Genomic DNA, 15,029 nt, shown 5'->3' with positions numbered 1-15,029 from the left:
TCCGGGCCCGTCGCTCCCGCCGAGTTCGATGCGGCGTACGCGGGGCCCTCCGTGGTCACGCAGGCTACCGCCTCCGGGCCCGTCGCTCCCGCCGAGTTCGATGCGGCGTACGCGGGGCCCTCCGTGGTCACGCAGGCTACCGCCTCCGGGCCCGTCGCTCCCGCCGAGACCTTGGTACTGCGCGGCACCCTGGACCGGGAGTCGCTGCACCTGTCGGTGGTCCGCTTCGACGACGCGATCGAGCGCACCGCCTGGCTCAGCGGCCACCTACACGGCCTGCGCGGCTCCGGCATCGTCTACACCCTCACCGTCGCCGCCGCGCACGATCTGGCAGACGTGCTGAACGAGCACGGCCATACGGTCGCCGCCTACACCGGCCAGACCGATCCCGCCGAGCGCGAGGCGCTGGAGGCGGCGCTGCTGAACAACGAGGTCAAAGCGCTCATCGCGACCTCCGCGCTGGGGATGGGCTTCGACAAGCCGGACCTGGGTTTCGTGGTGCACGTCGGCGCGCCCTCCTCCCCCATCGCCTACTACCAGCAGGTGGGCCGTGCGGGCCGCGGCACCGATCGCGCCGAGGTAGTGCTGCTGCCCGGTCCCGAGGACACCCGGATCTGGAGTTACTTCGCCTCCGTCGCCTTTCCGCGCGAACCCATCGTGCGCGCCGTACTGGATGCCCTCGAGTTCGACCGTCCGCTTTCGACCGCGGCGCTGGAACCGCTCGTCGAGTTGAACCGCTCCCGCTTGGAGATGGTTCTGAAGGTCCTCGACGTGGATGGCGCGGTGCGCCGGGTCCGCGGTGGCTGGATCGCCACCGGCCAGGAATGGACCTACGACACCGAACGCTACGAGCGCCTGGCCGCCGCTCGCGAGGTCGAGCAGCAGGCGATGATCGAATACGAGGCCACCACCGGCTGCCGGATGAACTTCCTGCGCCGCCAGCTCGACGATCCGGGACTGTCCGCGCTGGACGGCAACACGCCCGGCTGCGGACGCTGCGACAACTGCACCGGCACCCGCCTTGATACGACCATCGACGCCGAGGCCGTCGCCGCCACCCGCGCCCGTCTGGACCGCCCCGGCCTCGACCTCGCACCGCGCAAGCAGTGGCCCACCGGCCTCGGCAAACTCGGGATCCCGTTATCCGGCAAGATCACCGGTGGCGCCGACACGGGACGGGTCCTCGGCCGCTTGACAGACCTCGGCTGGGGCCAGCGCCTGCGCGCCCTGCTCGACGGCCCCGACGACCCTGTCCCCGACGCAGTCTTCGACGCCTGTATCGCGGTACTTCGCGAGTGGAATTGGACCACGCGGCCCGCTGCCGTCATGGCCCTCGAATCACCGCGCTACCCGGTCCTCACCGCGACACTCGCGGCCCGCCTCGCCGAGGTCGGCCGACTCCAGGACCTCGGCACTCTGCTCACCCGCCCCGGCCACCCGCCGGTGTCCGCCGCCAACTCCGCGCACCGCGTCGCGGGCCTCTACAACTCCTGGGATGTTCCCGATCTCGGTGACGTCGACGGCCCGATCCTGCTGGTGGACGCCCTCACCGATACCGGCTGGACCCTCACCCTCGCGGCCCACGCCCTGCGCGCGGCGGGGGCCGACGCCGTACTCCCCTTCGCCCTCGCGACAGTGACGTAGGCGCACCCGCACGGGGGCGGTGACTCGAGGTCCGGGGGGCCGCCGCCTCCTACAACTTGTAACCGATCTGGCGCAGGAGCTGCTTACGGGCCGCCTGGTCATCGGCATTCTCCACACCGAGCGGCGCGGACCCGTCGACGACCCCGATAATTCCCCTGCCCAGTTCGGTCTCGGCGATCAGCACGTCCACGGGGTTGGCGGTGGCACAGAAGATTCCGCAGACTTCCGGGACGTTCTTCACCGCGTTGAGCACATTGACCGGATATCCCTCGCGGAGGAAGACGATGAACGAGTGCCCGGCTCCGACCGCGACCGCATTCCTGGTGGCGAGTTCGACCAGATCCTCGTCGTTGCCGGAGTGGCGGACCAGGCACGGCCCGGACGCCTCGCAGAATGCCAGCCCGAACCGCAGGTGCGGACCGACCCCGACCAGCGCCTCATGTAGATCCTCGACGGACTTGATGAAGTGGGCCTGCCCGATGACGACATTGAGATCGTCCGGTTTGTCGATGCGCACGGCTGTCATCTCCACCCGAACATAGTGCGCCCCACCGTCAGGTATTCACGGCATTTCCGGACCGACGCGCGTCGGTCCGCAAAAAGGCCATATTCGGGAGCTCTGGAGTATTGACTGACAGCGAATTCGGAGGAGACTAGTAATACACCGGAACACCGGGTTGGAACACGCTGTTGACCGAGACGTCAGTCGATAGTTGGTGATGAAAATCCAGGATCTGGCCAGGCCCCCGGCAAGTCAATCGAAAACCGGAATCGTCAGCGACGACTGAGACTCATGGGATTCGACGGAGACTACCGGGGACTGCTCTGTCTGGGGGGATCTATTCCCGGTTGAACCGATCCCGGACCATCTCCATGCGCGCGCGCAACTCCTCCGGGGTGATCAGTCCCCGATCCATCAGCGCATGGGCCGTCACGACCAGAGATCGGGTCCGCACCGGAAAGGCCTGATAGATCGACTCGCCGAGCGCATCCTCGGCATGGCGGCGTTCCAGGTTGTCCAACGCGCCGCGCCAGGACAGGCATTCACAGGTCGCCTGCATACTCGACTCCCACGGGTCGGGCTTGCGATCGAGTTCGGGAAGCAGGCTTTCGCGCGGCGACTCGGGATCCAATGTGCGCAGGATGACTTCGTACGGACCGCCTTTCACTGCTGCTCCCTCCCGCCCGTGGCGGCTTCGACCTGATCCGGCGGTGCCTGCGCGGTCCAGTCGACCTGCGGCAATGCCACGCCGATCATCGTGTCCCGGGTGACGATGGCCGCCAGCTGTTCCTCGGTCCAGCCCTCGGTGCCCTCGGGTCGCATCGGCATCACCATGAACCGTGATTTCTGGTTCGAGTCGTGCACCCGCACCTCGACTTCGGGCGGAAAGTGCAGGCCGAATTCGGCGAGCACCTCGCGGGGCCAACGCACCAGCCGCCGACGATAGTTGGGGGTGCGGTACCAATCCGGAGACATACCGAGTACCGGCCGTGGATAGCACGAACACAATGTGCACACGATGACGTTGTGCACCTCGGGCGTGTTCTCCAGCACGTAGAAGTAGGTGTAGTCGCTCGGCGTCCCGGATCCGGTCGGGTCGCGCCAGTCGATGCCGACCTCCTTGCACGTCTCGGTCCCGTCGACGAGCAGGCGCGCCTTGAAATCGGGGTCGGTCCATGCCTTCGCGACCAGTTTCGATCCGCCGTGCGGACCGACCGATTCCGCCCACTCGGAGAACCGTCGGCGGTCCTCCTGCGAGAAGAGGCCCTTTTCGATGGCGAGTTCTCGAACCGCCGTCTCCAGGACCTCGAACTCGCTGATCTCGCCGCTCGTCTGGATCGCTGCGTGCGCCCCGTGATCGTGGGTCCGGCTCACTGCGCATCCTCCTCTGCGGGCTCGAGCCAGTGCTCGGAGACCTCCGTCTCCAAGGTGTCGACATCGAAGCCGGTGTATTTGGGCCACAGGTCTTTCTGACGGAACCGCACCACGTAGAACGGCTCGAAGCGGCCGTCGTCGCGGCCCCACGCCTCATCCTCGGGAATCACCCACTCGGGTCGAAATTCGACGATGACACCGGTGCGTCCTCGGGTGTACGCCTGAGTGCGGGTGTGAAACATCGACGTCGCATTTCGGATCTTGACGCGGTCGCCGATCTCGTATTTCCTGGTCATGTCCGCGACTCCATCCGCGCACGTACCTCGTCCAATTTCGCCGACAGCTCGTCGGGGGTGATCAAGCCCTTGTTGACCAGGTACCTCGCGGCGACTGTCGCCCAGCGCGCGTAGTAGGGCAGCCCGAAGTACAGCGTCGCGCCGAGGTCGTTCTCGGCCCGCCGGCGTTCCTCGGAATTCCACACACCACGCCAGCCGAGGCACTCGCACGTGACGTAGGTGTTCATCTCCCAGGGTTCTTCGACCTTTTCCTTGTACTCGATCGGCACATCCGGCTGCCCGCCGACGTCGTGCAGGACGTGGCGGAGAGCGGCAAACAATTCGTTCGAGATCTCGTAAGGCGAGTCCAGCGGCTTGCGGAACACTGGAGCGATATCCGCGACGCGGCTTTGAATTTCGTCGAATCTATTCGGTGAACTCATGGGGTCTCCGTAGTGACGGATCCGATGTCCCCCGACAAGGTGGTTATTCGGTTCACAAGCGTACACGCCAAGATCATTCCGCGAAGGCGATCGACTTGACTTGGAGTGCACTCCAGGTCTTAGCGTGCTGTTTTCAGGTTGTCGATACACGAGGGGTTGATTCGATGGAGCTCGGCTTTCACATTCCGATATTCGACATCGACGGTGGCACCACGGCCATCGCCGCGGAACTGGCCAGGGTGGGCGCCGCGGCGGAGGCGTCCGGCGCGACCTGGTTGTCGTTCATGGACCACTACTTCCAGATCGAGCCGACCGGCCTGCCCGCGGAGTCGAACATGTTGGAGGGCTACACCACGCTCGGCTACCTGGCCGCGCATACCTCCAGCATCGAACTCGGCCTGCTGGTCACCGGCGTGACCTACCGGCATCCGGGTCTGCTCGCCAAGATCGTCACCACACTCGATGTGCTGTCCGGCGGGCGGGCCGCGCTCGGCATCGGCGCCGCATGGTTCGAGCGCGAGCACCGCGGGCTCGGCGTGCCGTTCCCACCGATCGCCGAACGGTTCGAGCGGTTGGAGGAGGCGCTGCGCATCTGCCTGCAAATGTGGGATCCGGCGAACAACGGACCGTTCGACGGCAAGCATTACCAGCTGGCCGAGACGCTCTGTTCGCCGCAGCCGATCGGTCGGCCCGAAATACTCATCGGCGGTGTCGGAGAACGCAAGACGCTCCGGCTGGTCGCGCAATACGCCGACGCGTGCAACCTCTTCGGTACTTCACCCGAGGAGGTCGCGCACAAGCTGGACGTATTGCGACGGCACTGCGACGACGTCGGGCGGGACTACGGCGACATCCGCAAAACCATCATGGCGAACAACCCGCGGCCGAATCCCGACAACCGCGACGAGTTCGTCCGGCACATGGCCGAATACGCCGCGCTGGGCATCGACGCCGTGCTCGTCATCCCGACCACCGGATCCCCCGCCGCGTGGATCGACGCCATGGCGCCGACCGTCCCGCAGCTCGCTGAACTCGGCTGACGTCCCGCCCGCTCGGTCGCCGGACACCGGGAGATACGACCGCTATCGTCGGACGGATGACCAGCAAGTCCGCGACGCCGGCGATCGAACTGGATATCGGGGATCGCACGGTACGGATCTCTAATCCGGATCGGGTGTACTTCCCGGAGTCCGGAGCGACCAAGCTCGACCTGGTGCAGTACTACCTGAGTGTCGGGGACGGGATCGTCAACGCGCTGCGGGATCGGCCGTGCATGCTGCACCGATTCCCCAAAGGTCTGGCGGGTGGCAAGGTGCACCAGAAGCGGCTGCCCGCAGGCGCACCGGAATGGATTCCGACGGTGCGGGTGTTCTTTCCGCGCTACAGCAGACATGCCGACGAGCTCTGCGTGAACGAGCTGGCCGATGTGATCTGGGCCGTGCAGATGTCGACGGTCGAGTTCCACCCGTGGAACTCGCGCCGCGCCGATACCGAGCGGCCCGACGAATGGCGCATCGACCTGGATCCCATGCCGGACTGCCCGTGGTCACGGGTGCAGCGCGTCGCGGGCGTGGTGCACGAGGTGCTGAATGAGCTCGGCGCGGAAGGCTTCCCCAAGACCTCGGGCGGCAAAGGTCTGCACATCTATGTGCGGATCGCGCCGGAGTGGGGTTTCGCCGAGGTGCGCCGGGCCGCACTGGCATTCGCGCACGAGGTCGAGCGCCGCGCTCCCGACGATGTGACCACCACTTGGTGGCGCAAGGATCGCGATCCCAGGCTGCTGTTCGTGGACTACAACCAGAACGCCCGCGACCACACCATCGCCGCCGCCTACTCGGTGCGCGGCGTGCCCGAAGCGACGGTCTCGACCCCGGTGCGCTGGGACGAGATCCCCGATATCGACCCCCGCGACTTCACCATGAAGACCGTTCCACCCCGCTACGCCGAACTCGGCGATCTGCACGCGGGCATCGACGATGCCGTCTTCGCCATCGATCCGCTGCTCGCCTGGGCCGACCGCGATCGCCTCGAAGACCCACCCGAGGACAACCCGTAGCCGGATTCACCGTTGCCGTCACGGGCCTCGCGTCGGCAAACTGGAACTCGTTGTGGTGTCAGCGCACCCGTGGCCTGATGCTACCGTTCGCGGTGGCGGGCATGGGCCCGTCCAGGGTGGCAATATCGACCTGACCAGCCGCGATGGGTGCTCCGAAGGAGGTCCGCAGGATGAGTGAGCAAGTCGTGCCGGTGGCGATCGGCCCCACCCAACCCGCTCCTACCCTGCTGGAAAAGGCCATCACCGAGGGCGGTGGGGCGGTGGCCGAACTGTCCGAGGCGCGGGCGCTGATCTGGGCGGGCGGTCCCGGCGAGTTCCCCGAACTGCTCCCCGACACCCTCGAATGGGTGCAACTCCCGGCAGCCGGTGTCGAGGACTGGTTCACCGCGGGCATATTCGGCAGGCATCCGAACGTGCAATTCACCTCCGCCGCAGGCGCTTTCGCCGCAAGCGTGGCCGAACACGCACTCATGCTGCTACTCGCCGGGGTGCGCTACCTGCCCGAACATCTGCGTGCGGGCAGCTGGCGACAGCAGGACTTCTTCCCGCACGTCGGTTCACTGCGGGGTAAGACCGTCACCATTATCGGCGCGGGCGGCATCGGCCGCGCCCTCATCCCCATGCTGCTGCCGCTCGGCGCGCACATCATCGCGGTCAACCGCTCCGGCCGTCCGGTCACCGGCCCGGGAATCCCGGACGGCATCGAAACGATCCCCGCCGATCAGGTAGGCAAAATCTGGACCCGCACCGATCACGTCGTGGTCGCCGCGCCCGCCACACCGGCCACCCGCCATCTCATCGGCGCCGAGGAACTGTCCCGCCTCAAGCCGTCGTCCTGGGTTATCAATGTCGCCCGCGGCACCCTGATCGACACCGACGCCCTGGTCGCCGCCCTGGCCTCCGGGGCGATCGGCGGAGCGGGACTGGACGTCACCGAGCCGGAACCGCTGCCGGATGGACACCCGCTGTGGGTTCTACCGAATGCCATTGTCACGCCTCATGATTCGAACCCTCCACAACTGCGGCTCGCGGCATTCGCGGATCACGTGGCGGCGAATGTGGCGCGGTTCGTTGAAGGTCGGCGGTTATTGGCTCCGATTGATCCGAGGCGTGGGTACTGAGGATGTAGCGGTCGGCGGCTGAGGGCCGGTAGGGCGGTTGTGTTTCGGGTAGTCGCGGTGTTGGTTCCGCGGCGGAGCGGTTCGGTCCGGTGTGAGCGGGTTGGGGTGCGCGACTCCGCCTTTGGTGGGCTGCGTTCATCGTTTGCGTGTTGGGTTGGGTTGCGCGGCCTTGTGTTCGGGGTGGTGGTTGGGGAGGGACTTCCAATCGTCTCGCTGCCCAGTCTGTGCGCCTACCCGGGACTACCCGGCAGTGCTGGGCGCGTCGTGCGCCGTACCCGGCTGCCTCCTGCTGTCGGGATTGCGGCGCTCGGCTCCTGCCTGGCCCGCTAGCTGAGTCCGGCCACGCGAGAGCTGATTGAGGGGCGGCCGCTGTCGGCGCATGGTGTTCCGCTCCAGCCTGGCTGGCTCGCTGTGGGCCGGCCTCGAGAGTTGATTCGGGGGGTGGCCGGTTGGGTTGTAGTCGCCGGTCGGGATGGGTAGGTACCGGTTTGGTTCGGGCCGCCGTTGCGCTGTCGTCGATACGCGGTGCTCGTTGAGGGTGGCGGGTGCCGCGAGTGGGACCCGGCAGTGGAAGACGGCTGTGCGAAGGAATTGCCTGAGGTGGTCGGTACGCAGGACGCCGGTGGGGGTGGGTGGACTGTGTTCGGGGTCGGGTGGGTGCTTGGCGTCTTCTGGCTCGGCACACAGTGGTTGGCCCGATGCGATGTGTCCTGCTCGGACGCGGCTGGATAGGCCGGGGTCCGGCCTAGTCGGGTTGCCGTATAGGGCGATCGGCATGGTGATTCGTCACGCCGGTGGATCGGCGCTGCGGGTGAGGTATTCGGTGGGGTGGTGGTAGTGGTTGAGCCGGGGGCGTTGGCCGGGATCCAGGTGGGCTGGTGGGATCCATTGGGTGCGACCGGCTTTCGGTGCAGCGGCAGGGGTGGTGATCCAGTCGGTGGGGCGGGTTCCGGCGAGGCGGTGGTGGGGTTGGCAGGCGAAGGTGAGTTGGTCGGCGTCGGTGCGGCCGCCGTCGGCCCATTCGGTGCGGTGGTGGGTTTCGCAGAGGTAGCCGGGTTTGGGGCAGCCGGGGTAGGTGCAGCCGATATCGCGGGCGTGCAGGATGATCCGCTGATCGGCGGTGGCGATGCGCTTGGTATGACCCAGGTAGAGCGGTCGGCCGTCGTTGTCGTCGAATATCGCGAGATAGTGGTGAGCGTGGGCGGCCATCCGGATCAGGTCCTGCATCGGCAGCAGGCTGCCGCCGCCGGTGACGACGGGTTGTCCGTCGGCGATCAGGTCGGTGCGGCCGCTGACAGGGTCTGCGAGCCCGACGGCATCCTCGATCTCGGCGAGGGTGGTGGAGACGATGACGGTGACCGGGAGGCCACGGTGCCGGCCGAGATCCCCCGAGGCCAGCATTGCCCGCGATACGACCTTCAGCGCGTCGTGCTGGCGCTGCCCTGCGGTGCGGGTATCGCGCTCTGCGGCTTCTGATTCGGGTTCGCCGTCGACCCGGCGCGCGGTGTCGTCCGGGTTGCACATGCCGGGTTTGGCGAGCTTGGCGAAGATCGCCTCCAGGTACGCCCGCAGTTCCGGATCGGCGACGAGGGTGCAGGTGCTCATCAGGTCCGGACCCTGCCGCCCCATCGTGAAGGCGCGGCGGCGAGCACGATCGGTATCGGTGAAGGTGCCATCGGGATTCAGCATCGCCTCAACCCTTTCGGCGACCTTCTTCAGCTGATCCGGCCGCAGCACCCGCGCGTGCGTAGCGAGTTCGATCTCGGCCCGGACCCGAGCGGCGGCGTCCACGCCGGAGGGCAGGTGATGCTGGAAGTCGCGCAATACCTTCACATGCGCGGCACCGATCGCACCGTCACGTTGCGCGGCCGCGGTCGCGGGCATCTCGGGTTCGAGTACCTCCCCATCCAAACGCGTGCGATGCGCGAGCTCTTCGGCCGCACGCAGCCGGGCGCGAGCTTCGGCCGGGGCTATCCGCAGCCCATCGGCAATGGTCTCGACAATCGAGACCGCAGCGAATTCGTTGCTGCTCCACTGCTGATGCAGCTGCGCCACCAATTCCAGCCCCTCGGCGGGCAGTGCGCGGGTGACCATCTCCAGCCGCTGCAACATGACCAGCCGATCAGCGCTCGACAATGCATCGGTACGAACCTTGGCAACCTGATTCAGCCCCTCCTCCAACGCGCACAGCGCCGCTTCGGCCGAGGGATCGGCCAGCGCTGCCCGAGTCGAAGTCATGTTCGAATTCTACGCCGAAAACAATTGTTGGACAGCTATTTTCACATCGCTGCATCGAACGGCCAGCGATCGAGAAGCCCACGCATGCCACCACCGAAGGAGAGCCACATCAAGCGGCACCAGCCCCGGCGCAAGCACATTGGCGAATCTTTAGCTACATTCACATATACCTGAGTACACTCATCCTCCGACCAAACCACGAAGCCCCTACTCGCCCGCAACCACTTTCGGCAGTCACCCGGAACCGTCAGGAACACAACCCATCCCACCCCAACAATCGGCTCCCACCACAACCCGACCAACCACGCCGAAACCGAACAGCACAATCCAGACACCGTCCAGACTCCGGAGCGCCCCATAGCCAGCGGGCAAGTGCTGCAACCGAACACCCTGCACCGACAACAACCGCCCTTCAACGGCTGTCGTGGCCGGGCTGCGACAAGCGGGCCACACCGGAGCCGAGCGCTGCAATCCCGACACCGGCTGCCCGGCGCAATTGTCATACTCCTGCTCGCCGCGCTCGCGCTCGCCTACGTGTGGCTCAACCTCCGAAGAGTAGGTCCGCTCCCCATAGCAGTGCTCAGCGCCGGGATCCTGATCATCGCGTCCGGCTACCTCCTGATCCTTAGCGCCGCGCAATACGGAAACCCGACCTGCTCCTGACCGCAGCGCATCCCCGACTCCATCCCCCGGAAAATAGGTTGCGGCGCCCACCCTTCCCTTATCGTCGAATGGCTCAAATCATTGGGAGATACGACCTAGCGGGCCAGGCTGGAACCGAGCCACACACCCGGCAGCAGCACGGTCGGGTACGGCACACGACGCGCCCAGCACTGTCCAGGTAGCCCCCGGTCGGCCCACCGACTGAGCAGCGAAACGATTGGAAGTCACTCCCCCAACCACCACCCCGAACGCAAACCCCCCGCCCAAATCAGCCTTTCTCAAATGTGCCATTGACAACTGGCACATTCATCGATGATTCTTACCTCATGACAAGGTCAACGAGGACCTCGATCCCGCCCATCCCGGCGGCGCCTTCCCTGCGCGCCACCGTCGCGGCCACGGCAGCCGAGTACGGCTTGCGCCCGCTGAACTGCGTAATTCCACTGAATACCCCGGGCATCTGGTTCGCCCGCAGGTTGATCGCGACGATCATGGCGGTCGGCGGACCCACGCTGCCGGGGACCGCGATCACGGAGATCAGGTCGGGGACGATGCGGGGTGAATGGGTGCGAGCGCCGGGGGTGGACTTCGGCAAGCGCGTCGTCTACTACATCCACGGCAGCGGGTACGTCCTCTGCTCGGCCCGCACCCATCGGGGGCTGGCCGCACAACTGTCGAAGAAGACGGGGCTGCCGGTCTTCGTCGTCGACTACCGGCTGGCGCCCGAGCACCGATTTCCGGCCGCGGCCGATGACGTCGAGGCGGGCTATCGCTGGCTGATCGAACGCGGTATCGACTCGAAAGACATTGTGATCGGCTGTGATTCGGCCGGTGGGCATCTCGCGTTGGATCTGCTGATCGAGAACGGACGCGGGCGTCTGCCGCAGCCCGCGGCGGTGGCCATGTTCTCGCCGTTGATCGATCTCACTCTCGGGCTCGCCGCGGAACAGGAACGACGGCAACGGGATCCGGTCATCTCGGCGGCGGCCGCGGCGCGGCTCCCGCATCAGTACACCCGGGGTCTGCCCGCCGACGCGCCACGGCTGCGGCTGAGCATTCCCGGCGGTATCGAACTGCCGCCGATGCTGGTGCAGGCCGGTGGCGCCGAAATGCTCAGTGCGGATGCCAGGCATCTACACGCGATGGTGCGTGCCGCGGGCGGGAGCTGTGAGCTGGAGATCTGGCCCGGCCAGGTGCATGTGTTCCAGGCGCTGCCGCTGTTGACGCCGGAGGCGGCTCCGGCGCTGGATCGCGCTGCCGATTTCCTGTGCGCCGCACTGGTTGCGCGGTCTGTCTCGGAGAAGGTGAGCTGACGTGTTCGGATGGGAAAAGCTTGTCCCCGTGTCTTTCCGGCCTCGTCGAAGCTATCGTGCGCGGGCGGTGGTGACGGGTGCGGGCAGTGGGATCGGGCGCGCTTTCGCGGTGGAGATCGCCGCTCGCGGTGGGCAGGTGATCTGCGCCGATATCGATGAGGCGCGCGCCGATGAGACGGTCGCGCTGATCGAGGCCGAATATCCCGGCGCCGCATACGCTTTTCGCTGCGATGTCGCCCGGCGCGAGGACGTGCAGATCCTGGCGCACTTCGCCGAAACCATCTTCGAGCGGCCGATCACCCTGCTGATCAACAACGCGGGTGTCGGCATCGGCGGAAAACATGTGGGCGAGATCGGGTTCGCGGACTGGGAGTGGGCGCTCGGCATCAATCTGTGGGGTGTGGTGCACGGGTGCGAGGTTTTCGCACCTCAGCTGCGGGCCGCCCGGCGCGGCGGCATCATCAATGTCGCCTCGGCCGCCGGCTTCGCCGCCGCACCGTCGATGGCGGTCTACAACACCTCCAAGGCGGCGGTGATGTCGCTGTCGGAGACCATGGCCGCGGAACTGAGCGGCACCGGTGTCGCGGTGACCGTCCTCTGCCCGACTTTCGTCAAAACCAATGTGGCCCGTGACGGCCGGATCACCCAGCAGTCCATGCGGTTGGCCGAAACCCTCATGCGCTGGACCGGATCCTCCCCCACGCAGGTCGCGCGCACCACCCTCGACGCGCACGACCGCGGTCAGCTGTATGTGCTGCCGCAGCTGGACGCGCATATCGTCTGGCGGCTCAAGCGCTACTTCCCGGCCCAATACACCTATGCCCTCGGACTCCTGGATCGGCTACTGCCACAGGAGGATTCGACACCATCCGACCGCGCGACGGTCCCCGATAAGACAGGAGTCTGACATGGCCATCGCAATGGACTTCGACGATATGCTCCGCAAGATCAAGGACCGGCAGTGGGCGCTCGCCGATATCGAATGGGATGCCCCCGGCGCGGAAACCATCTCGCCCGAACTGCACGCCAAACTGAAGCCGTTCATGGCCGATCTCATGTGGATCGAAAATGTGGGCGCGCGCGGCTTCGCGGCCATGGCGAAGAAGGCTCCCACGGAGACGCTGCGCGAGATCTACCGCTACTTCCACGCCGAGGAGCAGAAGCACGCCAATGCCGAGCTGGCATTGATGCGCCGCTGGGGCATGCTCGACGGTGACGAGATTCCGCAGCCCAATGTGAACGTCAAGCTGGTCATCGACTTCCTCGACCAGTACTCCGACGATATGTCGCTGTCGTTCCTCGGCACGGTGATCCCGATGCTCGAGGTCGCGCTGGACGGCGCGTTGGTCAAGTTCATCATGGACGAGATCGAGGATCCGGTCTGTCAGGAGGTCTTCAAGCGCATCAACGCCGACGAATCCCGGCACCTCGCCGTGGATTTCGCGGTGATGGATGTGCTTGGTCACGCTCAGATGCGCAAGATGCTGATCGAGCTGGTCGGCGGCTGGGTCAAGCCGTCGTTCATGATCGGCGTGCTCAGCTATGTGCCGCTGCTGAACAAGATGCGCGACAACATCGTCGCGATGGGCGTGGACGAGGAGAAGCTCTACACCGCGCTCAAGCGCTATCGGAATGTCGGCGAGCGCAGCGAATTCGCGCGCAGGCTGCCGATGTATCAGATCGTGAAGATGCACGGCGGGTGGGTGATCAACCGTGATCACCCCTACCACCTGCTGGCCGACGCACTCGTGAAGATCACCGCGCGGGTGCCGAAGGCGTTGCTGCGTAAGGACCCGACGTGGTCGAAGGAACTGACCTACGAGCCCGCGGCATGAGCGGGCGCAAGCGGAAGGAGTCCGCGTCGGTGCGCGAGAACGTGCTGGATGTCGCGGTGATCGGCGGTGGCTTCGCCGGAATCGGTGCGGCCATCCGGTTGAAACAGCGGGGCATCGACGATTTCGCGATCTTCGAACGCGGCACCGCGATCGGCGGCACCTGGCGCGACAACACCTATCCCGGGGCGGCGTGCGATATTCCGTCGCGGCTGTACTCCTACAGCTTCGCCCCGAATCCGGACTGGTCGCACACCTACTCCGGCAGTAACGAAATCCTCGGCTATATCGAGTCGATGGCCGCGGAGTTCGGGCTGCATCCGCACTTCCGGTTCGGCAGCGATGTCACCGGAATCGCCTTCGACGAGGCGGCCGGGATCTGGGATATCACCATCGAGGGCCGGGCAGGCACCGTGCGGGCTCGCACCGTGGTGCTGGCCTCGGGGCCGCTCGCGAATGCCAGCCTGCCACCGATCCGCGGCATCGATACCTACACCGGGCACAAGATCCACAGCGCCCGCTGGGATCACGACTACGACTTCACCGGTAAGCGTGTCGCGGTCGTCGGCACCGGAGCCAGTGCGGTGCAGATCATTCCGGAATTGGTGGACCGGGCCGCCTCGGTCAAGGTGTTCCAGCGGACACCCGGCTGGGTGCTGCCGCGGGTCAACCGGCGCACCAACCCCCTGACCAAACAGCTCTACCGGCGGGTGCCCGCCGCCGAATCGCTGGCCCGCCGCGCCTGGTTCTACGAGCACGAGTCGGTGGCGCTCGGCGTGGTGTGGAATACCCCGCTCACCCGGGTGGTCGAAATGGTCGGCAAGGCGCAATTGCACAGACAGGTCAAGGATCCGTGGCTGCGCCGCCAGCTCACCCCGGATTTCCGGGCGGGCTGCAAGCGGCTGCTGATGACCGACGACTACTACCCCGCCCTCCAGCGGGACAATTGCAAGCTGATCACCTGGCCCATCGCCCGCATCTCCGAAGACGGCATCCGCACCGCGGAAGGCGTCGAGCACCGAGCCGATTGCATTGTCTTCGCGACCGGATTCGACGTTTCCAAGACCGGAACGCCGATTCCGATCGCGGGCCGTGATGGGCGGGTGCTGGCCGAGGAGTGGGCCCGCGGCGCCTACGCCTACAAGAGTGTCGCGGTCTCGGGCTATCCGAATCTGTTCTTCACCTTCGGGCCGAATTCCGGCCCCGGGCACAACTCGGCGCTGGTGTACATGGAGGCGCAGATCGATTACCTGGTCCGAGCAATCGAGACCATCCTCGATCGGGACTTGCGGATGCTGGACGTACGACGGGATCGGCAGGACCGCTACAATGCGGCCATCCAGCGCAAACTCACCGCAACCACATGGAACTCGGGCTGCCGCAGCTGGTATCTCACCGAGGACGGTTTCAACGCGACCATGTACCCGGGCTTCGCGACCCAGTACGTCGGTCAGTTGCGCGCACTCGACCTCGACGATTACCACGTGGTGCCGTCCGGTGCGAGTACGACGCGGCCGCGGATCGCGGCGGTTTCCTAGGTGATGGCCACCGACGGCCCGGGCGCTAGA

The 15,029-nt window shown here is 66.2% G+C and carries 14 protein-coding genes; 8 read left to right on the top strand and 6 right to left on the bottom strand.

Annotated elements, in window-relative coordinates; genetic code table 11:
* Positions 1 to 1,644, top strand: a 1,644-nt coding sequence (locus AB0H61_RS10925; protein WP_357301802.1) for a helicase-related protein, incomplete at its 5' end; no start/stop codon positions are given.
* Positions 1,645 to 1,693: 49 nt separating this feature from the next.
* On the opposite strand, the gene AB0H61_RS10920 is transcribed toward AB0H61_RS10925, so the two are convergent.
* The 5 genes from AB0H61_RS10920 to AB0H61_RS10900 all read right to left on the bottom strand — a co-directional run bounded on the left by AB0H61_RS10920 (position 1,694) and on the right by AB0H61_RS10900 (position 4,238).
* Positions 1,694 to 2,170: an adenosine-specific kinase gene (locus AB0H61_RS10920; RefSeq protein ID WP_357302300.1), complete on the bottom strand. Its 477-nt coding sequence runs from the start codon at positions 2,168 to 2,170 to the stop codon at positions 1,694 to 1,696.
* Between the two features lie 313 nt (positions 2,171 to 2,483).
* Positions 2,484 to 2,813: a ScnB gene (locus AB0H61_RS10915; protein ID WP_357301800.1), complete on the bottom strand. Its 330-nt coding sequence runs from the start codon at positions 2,811 to 2,813 to the stop codon at positions 2,484 to 2,486.
* The gene (scnC, locus tag AB0H61_RS10910; RefSeq protein ID WP_357301797.1) at positions 2,810 to 3,520 is read right to left on the bottom strand and encodes a thiocyanate hydrolase subunit gamma; all 711 of its coding nucleotides are present in this window, start codon (positions 3,518 to 3,520) and stop codon (positions 2,810 to 2,812) included. Before scnC ends, AB0H61_RS10915 begins: the two co-directional genes overlap by 4 nt.
* Positions 3,517 to 3,816, bottom strand: a complete 300-nt coding sequence (locus AB0H61_RS10905) for an SH3-like domain-containing protein (RefSeq protein ID WP_357301793.1) — start codon at positions 3,814 to 3,816, stop codon at positions 3,517 to 3,519. Before AB0H61_RS10905 ends, scnC begins: the two co-directional genes overlap by 4 nt.
* Positions 3,813 to 4,238 carry a hypothetical protein gene (locus AB0H61_RS10900; RefSeq protein WP_357301790.1) on the bottom strand — a complete coding sequence of 142 codons (426 nt, stop codon included), beginning with the start codon at positions 4,236 to 4,238 and terminating at the stop codon, positions 3,813 to 3,815. Before AB0H61_RS10900 ends, AB0H61_RS10905 begins: the two co-directional genes overlap by 4 nt.
* Positions 4,239 to 4,402: 164 nt before the next feature.
* Between AB0H61_RS10900 and AB0H61_RS10895 the strand changes: the two genes are divergently transcribed.
* From AB0H61_RS10895 to AB0H61_RS10885, 3 genes are all read left to right on the top strand, one after another.
* Complete coding sequence (locus AB0H61_RS10895; protein WP_357301787.1) at positions 4,403 to 5,278, top strand: LLM class F420-dependent oxidoreductase; 876 nt, start codon at positions 4,403 to 4,405, stop codon at positions 5,276 to 5,278.
* A gap of 56 nt (positions 5,279 to 5,334) precedes the next feature.
* Positions 5,335 to 6,294 (top strand): non-homologous end-joining DNA ligase, encoded by a 960-nt coding sequence (gene ligD, locus AB0H61_RS10890; RefSeq protein ID WP_357301785.1) that lies wholly within the window; start codon positions 5,335 to 5,337, stop codon positions 6,292 to 6,294.
* A gap of 170 nt (positions 6,295 to 6,464) precedes the next feature.
* Complete coding sequence (locus tag AB0H61_RS10885; RefSeq protein WP_357301782.1) at positions 6,465 to 7,415, top strand: D-isomer specific 2-hydroxyacid dehydrogenase family protein; 951 nt, start codon at positions 6,465 to 6,467, stop codon at positions 7,413 to 7,415.
* A 786-nt stretch (positions 7,416 to 8,201) separates the two neighbouring features.
* Here the strand turns inward: AB0H61_RS10885 and AB0H61_RS10880 are convergent.
* Complete coding sequence (locus AB0H61_RS10880) at positions 8,202 to 9,653, bottom strand: HNH endonuclease signature motif containing protein (RefSeq protein WP_357301779.1); 1,452 nt, start codon at positions 9,651 to 9,653, stop codon at positions 8,202 to 8,204.
* A gap of 989 nt (positions 9,654 to 10,642) precedes the next feature.
* Here AB0H61_RS10880 and AB0H61_RS10875 point away from each other — a divergent pair.
* The 4 genes from AB0H61_RS10875 to AB0H61_RS10860 are packed head-to-tail and all read left to right on the top strand — an operon-like array spanning position 10,643 to position 14,999.
* Complete coding sequence (locus AB0H61_RS10875; RefSeq protein ID WP_357301776.1) at positions 10,643 to 11,629, top strand: alpha/beta hydrolase; 987 nt, start codon at positions 10,643 to 10,645, stop codon at positions 11,627 to 11,629.
* Between the two features lie 28 nt (positions 11,630 to 11,657).
* A complete protein-coding gene (locus AB0H61_RS10870; protein WP_357301773.1) occupies positions 11,658 to 12,536 on the top strand; it encodes an SDR family NAD(P)-dependent oxidoreductase in 879 nt (292 codons plus the stop codon).
* Positions 12,537 to 12,543: 7 nt separating this feature from the next.
* Entirely contained in the window at positions 12,544 to 13,464 is a 921-nt protein-coding gene (locus tag AB0H61_RS10865; RefSeq protein WP_357302297.1) for a ferritin-like domain-containing protein, read from the top strand.
* On the top strand, positions 13,461 to 14,999 hold the full coding sequence (locus AB0H61_RS10860) for an NAD(P)/FAD-dependent oxidoreductase (RefSeq protein WP_357302293.1): 1,539 nt from the start codon (positions 13,461 to 13,463) through the stop codon (positions 14,997 to 14,999). Before AB0H61_RS10865 ends, AB0H61_RS10860 begins: the two co-directional genes overlap by 4 nt.
* Positions 15,000 to 15,029 lie beyond the last annotated feature (30 nt).

The organism is Nocardia sp. NPDC050710 (assembly GCF_040654375.1).
Lineage (GTDB): Bacteria > Actinomycetota > Actinomycetes > Mycobacteriales > Mycobacteriaceae > Nocardia.
The sequence above is the reverse complement of the archived record's forward strand: the minus strand, read 5'-3'. Positions and strand labels throughout refer to the sequence as shown.

Excerpts from the sequence above, each read along its gene's own strand:
- AB0H61_RS10920 (WP_357302300.1), bottom strand. The coding sequence starts at position 2,170 with ATGACAGCCGTGCGCATCGACAAACCGGACGATCTCAATGTCGTCATC.
- AB0H61_RS10905 (WP_357301793.1), bottom strand. The coding sequence starts at position 3,816 with ATGACCAGGAAATACGAGATCGGCGACCGCGTCAAGATCCGAAATGCG.
- AB0H61_RS10900 (WP_357301790.1), bottom strand. The coding sequence starts at position 4,238 with ATGAGTTCACCGAATAGATTCGACGAAATTCAAAGCCGCGTCGCGGAT.
- AB0H61_RS10895 (WP_357301787.1), top strand. The coding sequence starts at position 4,403 with ATGGAGCTCGGCTTTCACATTCCGATATTCGACATCGACGGTGGCACC.
- ligD (WP_357301785.1), top strand. The coding sequence starts at position 5,335 with ATGACCAGCAAGTCCGCGACGCCGGCGATCGAACTGGATATCGGGGAT.
- AB0H61_RS10885 (WP_357301782.1), top strand. The coding sequence starts at position 6,465 with ATGAGTGAGCAAGTCGTGCCGGTGGCGATCGGCCCCACCCAACCCGCT.
- AB0H61_RS10880 (WP_357301779.1), bottom strand. The coding sequence starts at position 9,653 with ATGACTTCGACTCGGGCAGCGCTGGCCGATCCCTCGGCCGAAGCGGCG.
- AB0H61_RS10875 (WP_357301776.1), top strand. The coding sequence starts at position 10,643 with ATGACAAGGTCAACGAGGACCTCGATCCCGCCCATCCCGGCGGCGCCT.
- AB0H61_RS10860 (WP_357302293.1), top strand. The coding sequence starts at position 13,461 with ATGAGCGGGCGCAAGCGGAAGGAGTCCGCGTCGGTGCGCGAGAACGTG.